Source organism: Williamsia sp. MIQD14, assembly GCF_051025635.1.
GTDB lineage: Bacteria > Actinomycetota > Actinomycetes > Mycobacteriales > Mycobacteriaceae > Williamsia_A.
On the sequence record NZ_JBPFDG010000001.1, the window covers coordinates 979,141 to 990,816 of the forward strand.

Here is an 11,676-nt window from a genome sequence, read left to right on the forward strand (position 1 = left end):
TCGTCAGTTCGCCGTCGGGTACACCTGCACCTCACCGGCTTTCACCGTGAGCCACACCGGGGTCCCCGCGACGAGACCGAGATCGGCGACGGCGGCCCAGGTGACCTCGGCGGTGATCTCGACGGCGTCCGCCGCGCACCGCACCGAGGCGCGGGACCCGGCGGGGGCGATCTCGGTGACCGCGGCCGCGAGGACGGTGCGCGGGCTGCCGTGAGCCGGGGCCTCGGTGTAGACGGCGACCGCTGAGGGGTCGAAGACCGCCGTCGCACCGGCGCCCGTCGGAGGTACGGCGCCGACCGCCGGTTCGCCCACGACGCGGAGCCCGCCGACCGTCACCGCCTCCCCGTCCCACCGCCCGCTCACGAGGTTCAGCCCGGCGAGCCGGGCGGCGAAATCGTCGGTGGGACGGGCGAGTACGTCGCGGACCGGTCCGTGCGCGGCGATCCGACCGTCGGCGAGGACGAGCGCGGTGTCGGTGAGGGTGACCGCGTCGACGAGGTCGTGGGTGACGAGCAGCGCGATGCGGCCGCGATCGGCCAGGACCGTCCCGACCAGTGTCCGCAGACGGGCCGCGACGTCGACGTCGAGCGCGGAGAAGGGTTCGTCGAGCAGCAGGACCGCGGGGTCGGCGGCGAGCGCCCGCGCGACGGCGACGCGCTGTGCCTGCCCGCCGGACAGTTGGTGGGGCTTGCGGTCGAGCAGGTCGGTGACGTCGACCGCGTCGGCCCAGTGCCCGACCCGACGTCGGATCTCGGTGCGACCCAGCCGTGCCGCGGCAGGCGCGAACGCGATGTTGCGCGCGACGGTCATGTGCGGGAAGAGCCGTGCCCGCTGACCGAGCAGGGCGACCGAACGCTGGTGCGGTGCGACGAAGGTGTCGTCGTCGGCGAGAGTCCGGCCGTGCACGCTGATCTCGCCGGACGCCGGACGCAACAGTCCCGCGACGAGGTGGAGCAGGCTGCTCTTGCCCGCGCCGTTGCGCCCGAGCACCGCGACCGTCGACCCGTCGGGGACCGTGATGTCGACGTCGAGGTCGGGGGCGACCGAGGTCGCCCGGATCCGCAGGCCGGTCACAGGGCCGCCTGCGCGCCGGGGCGGCGCAGATGCACCGCGATCACCACGACGAGTGCGACGACGATCAGCACGAACGACAGGGGCAGCGCGGCTTCCGGATCGTTGATCTCGTCGACGTAGATCTTCAGGGGCGCCGTCTGGGTGACCCCCGGCGCGTTGCCGGCGAAGGTGATCGTCGCACCGAACTCCCCGACCGCCCGCGCGAACGCCAGGACCAGCCCGCTCAGCATCGCCGGCGCGACCAGCGGGATCGTCACCCGCAGCAGCGTGCGGGTGGGTCCGGCCCCCAGCGTGGCGGCCACCTGTTCGTACGACGACCCCGAGACACGCAGCGCGCCCTCGACACTGATCACCAGGAACGGCAGTGCGACGAACGTCTGCGCGAGGACCACCGCGGTGGTCGAGAAGGCGATGTCGATGCCCACGACCGTGAGGTGCTCGCCGATCAGCCCCTTGCGTCCGAACGCGTACAGCAGGGCGATGCCCCCGACCACGGGCGGCAGCACCAGCGGCAACAGGACCAGAGCACGTACGACCCGCAGGACGACACCGTCGGATCGGGCGAACACCACCGCCATCGGCACGCCGATGATGACGCACAGCACGGTGGAGACCGCCGCGGTCCGCAGGCTCAGTTCCAGTGCCTGTAAAGAGGATTCAGAGGTGACCGACGACCAGAAGTCGGCCCAGGGCAGGCGCTGCGTGAGCGCGATCGGTGGGATGACGATGAGCGCCAGCCCGACGAGCGCCGGCAGGTACAGCCAGACGGGTACACCGCGTGCACCCGGTTGTCGGGTCATCGCCCTGCGCCAAACCCCAACTCGCTCAGGACCTGCTGGCCCGTGCTGCCGGTGACGAGGTCGATGAACTGCTGTGCCTCGGCGCCGTGCTTCGTGCCCTTCACCGTGGCGATCGGGTACTCGTTGACCACCGCGGCGAACGCGGGATCGTTCACGGCCGCGACCTTCGACCCGGCGGCCTTCGCGTCGGAGGTGTAGACGAGACCGGCGTCGGCCTGACCGCTGGTCACCTTGGTCACCACCCCCGACACCGACGTCTCCTCGCTGGCCGGGCGGATGTCGACGCCGGTGTTGCGCTCGACCGTCGCCGCGGCGTTGCCGCACGGGACCTGCGGTGCGCACAGCACCGTCGTGACCCCCGACCGAGCGAGATCGCGAACGGAGGTGATGCCCTTCGGGTTGCCGGGGGCGGTGATGATGGTCAGCACGTTGCGGGTGAAGGCCTTGGGGTCGACGGCCGAATCGCCGAGCGACGTCATCGTCTTCTCGTCGGCGGTGGCGATGACGTCGGCGGTTGCCCCCTGCTCGATCTGGGTGACCAGGGCCGATGACCCGTCGAAGGTGGTCTTCACGGTGACGTTCGGGTGGGCCTTCTCGTAGTCCTGCGCGATCTCGGTGAAGCCCTTCTTCAGCGACGCGGCCGCGAACACCGTCAGGGTCACGGGTGCGCTGTTCGCCGACGAGCTCGACGCCCCCGACGAGCCCGAGCTGTCGTTCGACGAGCACGCGGTGGCGAGGGCGGCGACGGTGATCGCGAGGGCGGCGACGCGGATCCGGGTGCGGGCCATCAGTTCTCCTTCTCGAGGGAGCTGTCGGGGCGTTCGACGATCACGGTGGTGGCCTTGACGAGTGCGGTGGCGACGACGCCGACCTCGAGTCCGAGGTCGTGCACGGCGTCGGTGCTCATCAGCGACGTCACCTCGAACGGCCCGCACTGCATGGTCACCTGCGACATCACGGCGTCGGACCGGACGTCGGTGACCAGGCCGACGAAGCGGTTGCGCGCCGACCGCTCCACGCCGATGCCGTCGGCGACGGGTTCGGGGGCGCGGCGAGTGGCCAACCGGGCGAGGTCGGCGCCGTCGACGACGGTGCGACCGGCGTCGTCGGTCGACGAGGACACCTCACCCGCGGTGATCCATCGGCGCAGGGTGTCGTCGCTGACGCCCAGCAGTTCGGCGGCACGTCGGACGCGGATCTGTTCCACCCGCGAAAGTGTACGCACACGCGCCTGCACGAGGCCTTTGGAGCCGTACTTGCGGACCGAGGTTCGTCCATCACTTCCTGGGCGGGGCCTCCGGGCCGGGCTGGCAGTGCGGGCACCACCAGGTCCGTCGGCGCTCGGGATCGTTCGGCTCCTCGGCCACCACCCGGATCGGTGTGCCGCAGCGCAGGCATGGGCGTCCGCGGCGACCGGCGACCCAGTGTTGTTCCCCGCGGCGGCTGTTACCGGTGGTGACCTGATACGCGCCCCGCACCGTCGCCGAGTGATGCAGCGTCTTCCGGCCCAGGCGGAGCAGTGCGGGCACGTCGACCTCGCCGATCGGCGTCCACGGGTTCAGTCCGCGCAGGAAACACAGTTCGTTGACCCAGAGGTTGCCGAACCCGGCGACGCATCGTTGATCGAGCAGGACCGCCGACACCGCGCGCCCGGGCTCGGCGGTCATCCGACGGGCGGCCTCGTCGGCGTCGAAGTCGGCGCGCAGCGGATCGGGGCCGAGGTGCCCGATGACGGTGTGTTCGTCGGCGGTGCGGATGAGTTCGACGATCGGCATCGAGATGCCGTAGGCCGCGGGGCCGTCGACGCCTCGACCGTTCGAGGCGGTGCGCAACAGCACCCGCACCTCGGCCATGAGGTCACGGGGAAGCCACTTGCCCTGGCGGGAGACCGTCCAGGTACCGCTCATCAGCATGTGCGTGTGCAGCGTCAGGTCGTCGGAGAACCGGGTCAGCAGGTGTTTCCCGTAGGTGTCGAGTCCCAGCACCGTGCGGTCGGACAGGTCGGCGGTCGCATGCCGGGGGACGCGCAACTCGCCGCGGGTCACCGTCCGCCCGACGAGCACGTCGAGCTTGCGGGCGGCCACATAGACGCTGTCACCTTCGGGCACTCCCCCATCGTGCCTGGACTGCGCGAGCGATAGCGTCGGGGTCATGAGCCTGCGCATCCTGCTGACCAACGACGACGGATGGCAGGCGCCGGGTATCACCGCCCTCGCCGAGGGGCTGCGCGCAGCCGGGCACACGGTCACCGTCGTCGCACCCGCGGGCAACCAGAGCGGCGCCAGTGCACGGTTGAGCGCCGGCCGCGACCTCTCCGTCACCCGTCCCGACGGCGTCGGCGACGTGTGGTCGGTCGAGGGGTCCCCCGCCGACTCGGTGATCTTCGGGCTGTCGCAGGTCTTCGCCGACGCCGCACCCGACATCGTCGTCTCGGGCGCGAACGCCGGTGCGAACGCGGGGCAGGCGGTCCACTTCTCGGGCACCGTGGGCGCCGCGGTGACCGCGGCCAGCTTCGGTGTGCCGGGCGTCGCGGTGTCGACCGACCTGCCGTGGGCCACCGAGCCCGACATCGCGCAGTTCGACGCGACCACGAAAGTGGTCGTGGCACTGCTGGGTTCGACCGAGCCGCGACACCTCGTCGCCGAGGGCACCGTTCTCAACGTCAACGTGCCCGCACCCGAGCACGACGCGGATGCGCGACTCGTCGCGACGACACCCGACCGTTTCCCGATGGGGCGCATCGGCTACACCGGCGACGGACCCGACTACTCACTGACGTTCGAACCGGGACCCGAACCGCTACCGGGGACCGACGTCGCGACCATCCGCGGCGGCGACATCAGCCTCAGCATCGTCCCGGTGAGCGGACACCTCGACGCCGACGTCGCGGGTCGGCTCGAGCGCCTCGCCGACGCCGACATCACCTGGCGCTGACCACCCACCGCTGCCGACAACGTCCCCCTGAGGGTCCACCGAGGGAGTGTTCCCCTCGGACACCGCTCTGGGGGCAGTTCTCAGCAGCGCCCGGTCACCAGTAGACGCCGGGGATCAGCCGGGCGATGCGCTTGGCCGACTCCGGGAGCCCGGCGTTGGGGACCGGCACCGGCGGCCGCGACGACTTCTTGCCGCTCTTGCCCTGGCTCGGCGACTCCTCGACCGGCTTCTCGCCCTTGGCCGCGGCCGATTCGGGGAACAGCCGGTACGCCTGGTGCAGCAGCGCATTCTTGAAGCGCGGGGCGAACATGCCGGTGAACTCGGCGATCGTGCCGACCGGGGTGTCGATCCGCACCGGACGCTTCTCGAGCGCACGGATCACCATGTCCGCGGCGTCATCCGGTGACGAGGTCGGCAACGACTGGTAGATGGTCGTCGGCGCGATCATCGGTGTGCGCACCAGCGGCATCTTGATCGAGGTGAAGGTGATGCCGTCGTCGTGGACCTCCGAGGCGATCACGTCGCTGAAGGCGTCGAGCGCGGCCTTGCTCGCCACGTACGCCGAGAAGCGCGGGACCTTGGTCTGCACACCGATCGACGAGATGTTCACGATGTGGCCGAAACGCCGCTCCCGCATCCCCGGCAGCAGCGCGAGCACCAGTCGGACGGCACCGAAGTAGTTGACGCTCATGGTCCGTTCGAAGTCGTGCATGCGCTCGGTCGAGTACACGACGCCACGGCGGATGGAGCGTCCGGCGTTGTTCACGAGGAAATCGACGTGATCGTGTTCGTCGAGAACGGTTTTCACCATCATGTCGACCGACTCGTCGTCGGTGATGTCGCACGGATAGCCGTGGGCGTCGCCGCCGGAGGCACGGATCTCGTCGACGGCCGCCTCGAGGTCCTCGGCTCCGCGGGCCACCAGGATCACCCGAGCACCGCGGCGCGCGGCCTTGTGCGCGGTCGCCAGGCCGATGCCCGACGAGCCGCCGGTGATCATCACCCGACGCCCGGCCAGTTCCCCGGCCGGGTTGGGGCGGCGCGCGCGGTTCGGGTCGAGTTCGGTGAACCAGTAGCGCCACAGCACCTCGGCGTAGTCGCCGAACTCGGGCACCGCCAATCCGCTGCCCGCCAACGCCTTCTGCGTCTTCTCCGACGAGAACACCGACGGGAAGGTGAGATGGTCGATCACGACCGGCGGGATCCCGACCTGGTCGAGGAGCAGATCGCGGGCGATCTTGATGCCGGGCAGTTCGCTGAGCCGTAGCGCACCGGTCGAGATGGGTGCGGGCACCGATCCGACCACGGTCGGCGCGCCGGCCGCCTTGGCCAGGGCGCCGAAGATCTCGCGGGTCGACTGCGGTCGCGGGTTCACCAGATGGAAGGCGCGGTGGTCGAGTCCACTGGCGTGGATCAACTCGACCATCGCCGACGCCACGTAGTCGACGGGCACGACGTTGGTGTCGCCGACCTCGGGGACCACGGCGGGCAGCAGTTGCGGCAGGGCGCCGAGAAGCCTTATCGCGGTGAAGAAATAGTACGGACCGTCGATCTTGTCCATCTCGCCGGTCTCGGAGTCGCCGACGACGATCGCCGGCCGGTAGACCCGCCACCGCAGACCGGCGGCGTCACGAACCATCTTCTCCGCCATGTACTTCGTCTCGTGGTACGGCGACGGCAGGCCCTGCCCGAGATCGAAGTCGTCCTCGGTGAACGGACCGGCGTGATCGCCCGCGACGGCCACCGACGACACGTGGTGTAGCACCGCGTCGAGGCGCAGGGCGAGGTCGATGACCGCCTTCGTCCCCTGCACGTTCGCCGCCTCCGACTGCGCGGCCGACGCCGTCATGTCGTAGACCGCGCCGAGGTGGATGATGTGGTCGGCCGCGGGCGGCTCGTCGCCGAGCCCGAGTTCGGGCTGGGTCAGATCGCCCACGAGCGGGTGCACGCGGTCGCCGCCGATCCACTCCGACGCCATCCGCTCGATGCGGGGAACCGAGGATGCGCGGACGAGTGCGTGGACGGTCGCGGCGGGCTCACGCTCGAGAAGTCGGGCGACGACCCGGCGTCCGAGGAAGCCGGTCGCGCCGGTGACGATGTAGGTGGACATGGTTTCTCCACGTTCGTTGCATGGCGGTCACGTTGTCGGGCTCAATGGTCGCCCACCCGGCGCCGCCGGTGGACGGACTTCGCCAGATCCATGCGGCGCAGCAGTGTTGGTACGGTCGCGAGGTGTCCGATCCCTACTCCTCCGGCGAGCGTGTCTTCGGACCGCCGCGGGGCACGTTCGACGCCGACTGGGCGGCGACGGCGCTGCGCTCGAACCGCCCCGACCTCGACCACCCGACCTCGGTGCGGTTGGTCGAGCTGGCGTGGGATCTGCTGCGCACCCGCGACCTGCGCGGCGACGCGCTGGCCGCGGCACTGCACTCCGACCACGACATCGACGCCGACGTCGCGCGTGACGTCGCCGCGGTCGCGACCGAGACGGCCGGCTTCTACCTCGACCGGGGATGAGCTGTCGCAGAGGAATCCGGGCGGCCGGCGAGCCGCTCCCGCGCGAGGTCGACCACATGCTGCAGATCGGTGCGCACGACGCGGGTGATCGCGGCGGGCGTGTCGGCGGCGGGGACAGGGCTGGGCTCACCGATGACCACCTCGGCGTAGCGGCAGGTCGTGTCGGGGTAGGCGATACCGATCGACACCAGCGCCACCGGGGTGCGACGCGCGATACCCGACGCGATGTGGCCCACGCCGCTCGCGATGGGGAGCAGCACCGCCGGGTTGTCGTTGCAGGTGCCCTCCGGGAACACCGCGATGCCGTCTCCGCGCCCACCACGCTCGACACACACGTCGATCATCTGACGGCCTGCCGCGACGGCGGCCCGCATCTGATGATCCTTGGGACGGAAGACCGGTATCCCACCCATCATGTCGATCTGGGCGCGTTGCTTCGGGTCGGCGAACAGCTCGTCTTTCGCCAGCACGCGGATGTGTCCGATCCGCCGTCGTAGCGGTGAGAGGAATGCGGTGGCGGCCAGCACGAACTGGTCCTTGTCGGACAGATGGTTGGCGCACACCACGAGTCGCACGTCACTTCTCAGCAACGCGCGGATCTGCCCACGGGCGTCGGCGTCGTATCCGACCCGGGGCCGGTATCGCGCGGCGAGGTAGCCGTACGCGGCCCGCGCCCGCATGACCGGCTGCTGGTGCGCGGCGTAGTGGGCATAGACCTCGTCGGCGTTGTCCAGGGTGACGTCCACAGTGGCCCGGACCTTTCTCGTGAGTGGGATCGAACGCGATGTGCCGTCGGTTCAGCGCGGCGACCGGGCGAGGTCGACCGCGTGCTGCAGGCGATCCCGCAGTGCATCGGTCACATCGGCGACCGGCTCGTCCGCGGACACGAGGCGCGGGCGACCGAGCACGACATCGGCGCCGACCCGGGTGCCGGTTCGGTAGGCGATCGCCATGGGGACCACGGCGACCCGGGCCTGCGCGGCGATGCCCACGGCGATCTGACCGAACCCGGACGCGAGGGGAAGCAGCGTCGACGGGTCGGCGTCGTTGCGGGTGCCCTCGGGGAACACCGCGATGCTGTCGCCGCCGACACCGCGATCGACACACACCGCGATCATGCGTCGGCTCGCGGCCGCGGCGGTCTCCGGATGGTTGTCGCGGGCGCGGAAGACGGGGATGCACCCCATCATGTCGAGGTTCGCCCGCTGCCGGGGATCGTCGAACAGATCGTTCTTCGCCAACACCCGGATGCGGCCGATCAACGCTCGGATCGGCGAACGCGCGACGGCGGCGGCCGCGATGTACTGGTCGGTGTCGGCGAGATGATTGATGCAGATGACCAGCCTGACCTGGTCCTTCACGGCCTGGGCGAGTTCCGCCCGCGCGTCGCCCTCGTACGACACCCGTGGACGGAACTTGGCCGCGAGCGCGAGGTAGGCGAAGCGCGCCTTGAGGCGGGGTTGCCGATGCACCGCGTAGTAGCCGTACACGTCGTCCGCGTTCTCCAGGGTCACCGCGATGGGCGGCGTCGTTGCCATGAACCTACGGTACCGTAGGTTTTGGTTTTCGCCGGGTTTCCCGCTCCCGTGACGACACCACCGATGAGTTCCGCGTATCGCGCCGGTCAACCTCTGCACACGACAGCCACCCGACGCCGCGACCGCGACCATCACGCCCGATCCCGAGGAGCACCATGACCCCCGCACCCGAGGTGACGACCCGCAAATCCGATGGCGATTTGTCGGACTCGACCGCTACCTTGACTCCCATGTCCGCACCCACATCCGCGCCCGCGATCGAGGCGATCGACCTCGTCAAGAAATTCGGCGAGCAGACCGCTGTCGACGGGGTGAGCTTCACCGTCCCCGAGGGCACCGTGCTGGGGCTGCTGGGCCCCAACGGCGCCGGCAAGACGACCACCGTCCGCATGATGACGACGCTGACGCCGCCCACCAGCGGGACCGCGCGCATCGCCGGATACGACGTGGTGAGCCAGCCCAAACAGATCCGCCGCGCCATGGGCCTCACCGGTCAGGCCGCCACGGTCGACGAGATCCTGACCGGCCGCGAGAACATCATGATGATCGGTGGGCTCTACGGCATCGGCCGCAAGCAGTTGAAGGCCATCGGCGATCAGCTGCTCGAGCAGTTCTCCCTCTCCGACGCCGCCGACCGGCCGGTCAAGGGGTACTCGGGCGGTATGCGTCGGCGGATCGACCTCGCGGTCAGCCTGCTGGCCGCTCCCCCGGTCCTGTTCCTCGACGAACCGACCACCGGACTCGACCCGCGCAGCCGGTCGGAGCTGTGGGATGTGTTGCGCGCGTTGGTGAAGCAGGGCACCACCCTGCTGCTGACCACGCAGTACCTCGAGGAGGCCGACCAACTCGCCGACAACATCGTCGTCATCGACAAGGGCCGCATCATCGCCGAGGGTTCGCCGCTGCAGCTCAAGGAGCAGGCCGGTCAGGCCAGCCTCGTGCTCACGGTGTCGCACGCCGACGACATCGGCGCCGCCGAGGGACTGCTGCGCAAGACCGGCGGCGAGGTGTTCGTCGATCTCGGCGCACGCCGCCTGACCGCACCCGCCGACGGCCTCGCCGACCTCAACCGGGTGATCGGTTGGTTCACCGAGAGCGGCATCGCCGTCGACGACATCGGGCTGTCGCGCCCCAGCCTCGACGACGTGTTCCTCTCGCTCACCGGCCACACCGCCGAGGACACCGACACCGATCCCGCTTCCGCCACCGCACAGGAGACCTCGGTATGACCACCACCGCCCCCGCACCCACCGTCGTCATCACCCGACCCGAGATCCGCGACACCAACCTCGCGCAGCAGTCGTGGATCATGGTCAAGCGCAACCTGATCCACACCAAGCGCATGCCCGAGATGCTCTCCGACGTGACGATCCAGCCGATCATGTTCGTGCTGTTGTTCGCGTTCGTGTTCGGCGCGTCCATCACCGACACCGGCGGCGTCTCCTACCGGGAGTTCCTGCTGCCCGGGATCATGGGCCAGACCATCGTGTTCTCGGCGTTCGTCGTGGCCACCGGCATCACCTCCGATCTCGAGAAGGGCATCATCGACCGTTTCCGGTCGCTGCCCATCGCGCGGTCGTCGGTGTTGATCGGCCGCAGCATCGCCAGCCTCATGCACTCGTCGATCGGCATCGCGGTGATGGCCGTGACCGGTCTGCTCATCGGGTGGCGTATCCGCAACGGTGTCGGCGAGGCGATCGGAGCATTCGCACTGATCCTGCTGTTCGGTTTCGCGATGATCTGGTTCGGCATCCTCGTCGGCTCACTCATGCGGTCGGTCGAGGCGGTCAACGGCGTGATGTTCACCGTCCTGTTCCCGATCACGTTCCTCGCCAACACCTTCGTGCCCACCGGCCCGATGCCGACCTGGCTGCGGGTGATCGCCGAGTGGAACCCGATCTCGTCGCTCGTGCAGGCGATGCGTGAGCTGTGGGGCAACGGGCCCGCCGCCGCGCCCTCGGCGCAGCTGCCGCTGCACCACCCCGTGCTCGCCACCGTGCTGTGGACCATCGGCCTCACCGCGATCCTCGCCCCGTTCGCGCTGCGCGCCTACAACAAGCGCACCGTCGACTGATCGGGTTCGCGCCGAGCCGCGTGCGGTCACCCGGCGGGGGTTAACCTCGCCGGGTGACGAGCGCGCCGGAGGACCCCAGGGTCGAGGAACGATCGATCGGGCGACTCTTCGGTGTCACCGACGGGGTGTTCGCGATCGCGATGACCCTGTTGGTCATCGACGTCCGTGTCCCCGACTTCGCCGACGATGCGACGACGCGCACCGTCGCCCGCGCGCTGTACGAACAGATGCCGTCGTATCTGTCGTTCCTCATCAGCTTCTACGTGATCGCCAACTACTGGCGGCGCCATCACCGCGAGATGCGCGCGGTCGCCGTGGCCACCCCGGCGATGATCCGGCGCACGTTCGTGCTGTTGCTCGCGGTGACGGCGATGCCGTTCGCGGCGTCGCTGCTCGCCCGCCATGGTGATGCGGCAGGTGTCGCGGCCACGGTGTACGCCGCGGTCAACATCGTCGCCATCGTGGCGCTGCTCGCGATCCGCGCCGAGGCGATGCGCGACACGCGTTCGGCCGGATCATTGCGCCGCCGCTCGACCGAGCTGCTCCTCGACCTGGTCGCCTACCTCGTCGCGGTGCCGGTGGCCTTCCTCCTGCCCCGGCACGGCATCGAGACGCTGTTCATCGCGCTCGGCGTCTCCGGCGTCGTCCACCGCGTGATCACCCATCGCCTCGGCGGACGGACATCTCCGACATAACTCGCTTTTCGGTCAAAGCCACTGGGCGCCTGGTGTTTCGCATC

General features: G+C 69.9%; 13 protein-coding genes. 5 read left to right on the forward strand and 8 right to left on the reverse strand.

Annotation, left to right across the window (positions count from 1 at the left end; translation table 11 throughout):
• Positions 1-3: 3 nt before the first annotated feature.
• The 5 genes from ACQ7HM_RS04195 to ACQ7HM_RS04215 all read right to left on the reverse strand — a co-directional run bounded on the left by ACQ7HM_RS04195 (position 4) and on the right by ACQ7HM_RS04215 (position 3,982).
• Positions 4-1,074, reverse strand: coding sequence for a sulfate/molybdate ABC transporter ATP-binding protein (locus ACQ7HM_RS04195; RefSeq protein WP_434214966.1), 1,071 nt, complete (start codon positions 1,072-1,074; stop codon positions 4-6).
• Positions 1,071-1,874 carry an ABC transporter permease gene (locus ACQ7HM_RS04200; protein WP_434214967.1) on the reverse strand — a complete coding sequence of 268 codons (804 nt, stop codon included), beginning with the start codon at positions 1,872-1,874 and terminating at the stop codon, positions 1,071-1,073. Before ACQ7HM_RS04200 ends, ACQ7HM_RS04195 begins: the two co-directional genes overlap by 4 nt.
• A complete protein-coding gene (gene modA / locus ACQ7HM_RS04205) occupies positions 1,871-2,662 on the reverse strand; it encodes a molybdate ABC transporter substrate-binding protein (RefSeq protein WP_434214968.1) in 792 nt (263 codons plus the stop codon). Before modA ends, ACQ7HM_RS04200 begins: the two co-directional genes overlap by 4 nt.
• Entirely contained in the window at positions 2,662-3,081 is a 420-nt protein-coding gene (locus ACQ7HM_RS04210; protein WP_434214969.1) for a TOBE domain-containing protein, read from the reverse strand. The genes modA and ACQ7HM_RS04210 overlap by 1 nt, the downstream gene beginning before the upstream one ends.
• 70 nt (positions 3,082-3,151) lie before the next feature.
• On the reverse strand, positions 3,152-3,982 hold the full coding sequence (locus ACQ7HM_RS04215) for a DNA-formamidopyrimidine glycosylase family protein (protein WP_434214970.1): 831 nt from the start codon (positions 3,980-3,982) through the stop codon (positions 3,152-3,154).
• A 43-nt stretch (positions 3,983-4,025) separates the two neighbouring features.
• Here ACQ7HM_RS04215 and surE point away from each other — a divergent pair, with 43 nt between their 5' ends.
• Entirely contained in the window at positions 4,026-4,808 is a 783-nt protein-coding gene (gene surE, locus ACQ7HM_RS04220) for a 5'/3'-nucleotidase SurE (protein ID WP_434214971.1), read from the forward strand.
• A 94-nt stretch (positions 4,809-4,902) separates the two neighbouring features.
• Here surE and ACQ7HM_RS04225 read toward each other — a convergent pair whose 3' ends face one another.
• Positions 4,903-6,918: an SDR family oxidoreductase gene (locus tag ACQ7HM_RS04225; protein WP_434214972.1), complete on the reverse strand. Its 2,016-nt coding sequence runs from the start codon at positions 6,916-6,918 to the stop codon at positions 4,903-4,905.
• A gap of 20 nt (positions 6,919-6,938) precedes the next feature.
• Between ACQ7HM_RS04225 and ACQ7HM_RS04230 the strand changes: the two genes are divergently transcribed.
• The gene (locus ACQ7HM_RS04230) at positions 6,939-7,325 is read left to right on the forward strand and encodes a hypothetical protein (RefSeq protein ID WP_434214973.1); all 387 of its coding nucleotides are present in this window, start codon (positions 6,939-6,941) and stop codon (positions 7,323-7,325) included.
• On the opposite strand, the gene ACQ7HM_RS04235 is transcribed toward ACQ7HM_RS04230, so the two are convergent.
• Positions 7,307-8,071, reverse strand: coding sequence for a 1-acyl-sn-glycerol-3-phosphate acyltransferase (locus tag ACQ7HM_RS04235; RefSeq protein ID WP_434214974.1), 765 nt, complete (start codon positions 8,069-8,071; stop codon positions 7,307-7,309). The two genes, ACQ7HM_RS04230 and ACQ7HM_RS04235, sit on opposite strands and share 19 nt — an antisense overlap.
• A gap of 51 nt (positions 8,072-8,122) precedes the next feature.
• Positions 8,123-8,863, reverse strand: a complete 741-nt coding sequence (locus tag ACQ7HM_RS04240; protein WP_434214975.1) for a lysophospholipid acyltransferase family protein — start codon at positions 8,861-8,863, stop codon at positions 8,123-8,125.
• Between the two features lie 230 nt (positions 8,864-9,093).
• On the opposite strand from ACQ7HM_RS04240, the gene ACQ7HM_RS04245 reads away from it, so the two are divergent.
• The 3 genes from ACQ7HM_RS04245 to ACQ7HM_RS04255 are packed head-to-tail and all read left to right on the forward strand — an operon-like array spanning position 9,094 to position 11,632.
• A complete protein-coding gene (locus ACQ7HM_RS04245) occupies positions 9,094-10,092 on the forward strand; it encodes an ATP-binding cassette domain-containing protein (protein ID WP_434214976.1) in 999 nt (332 codons plus the stop codon).
• Complete coding sequence (locus ACQ7HM_RS04250; RefSeq protein ID WP_045821216.1) at positions 10,089-10,937, forward strand: ABC transporter permease; 849 nt, start codon at positions 10,089-10,091, stop codon at positions 10,935-10,937. The genes ACQ7HM_RS04245 and ACQ7HM_RS04250 overlap by 4 nt, the downstream gene beginning before the upstream one ends.
• Positions 10,938-10,990: 53 nt before the next feature.
• Positions 10,991-11,632, forward strand: a complete 642-nt coding sequence (locus tag ACQ7HM_RS04255) for a TMEM175 family protein (protein WP_434214977.1) — start codon at positions 10,991-10,993, stop codon at positions 11,630-11,632.
• Positions 11,633-11,676: the final 44 nt, after the last annotated feature.

Coding starts and splice junctions, on each gene's coding strand:
- ACQ7HM_RS04200 (WP_434214967.1), bottom strand. CDS start 1,874: ATGACCCGACAACCGGGTGCACGCGGTGTACCCGTCTGGCTGTACCTG.
- modA (WP_434214968.1), bottom strand. CDS start 2,662: ATGGCCCGCACCCGGATCCGCGTCGCCGCCCTCGCGATCACCGTCGCC.
- surE (WP_434214971.1), top strand. CDS start 4,026: ATGAGCCTGCGCATCCTGCTGACCAACGACGACGGATGGCAGGCGCCG.
- ACQ7HM_RS04225 (WP_434214972.1), bottom strand. CDS start 6,918: ATGTCCACCTACATCGTCACCGGCGCGACCGGCTTCCTCGGACGCCGG.
- ACQ7HM_RS04230 (WP_434214973.1), top strand. CDS start 6,939: ATGGCGGTCACGTTGTCGGGCTCAATGGTCGCCCACCCGGCGCCGCCG.
- ACQ7HM_RS04240 (WP_434214975.1), bottom strand. CDS start 8,863: ATGGCAACGACGCCGCCCATCGCGGTGACCCTGGAGAACGCGGACGAC.
- ACQ7HM_RS04245 (WP_434214976.1), top strand. CDS start 9,094: ATGTCCGCACCCACATCCGCGCCCGCGATCGAGGCGATCGACCTCGTC.
- ACQ7HM_RS04250 (WP_045821216.1), top strand. CDS start 10,089: ATGACCACCACCGCCCCCGCACCCACCGTCGTCATCACCCGACCCGAG.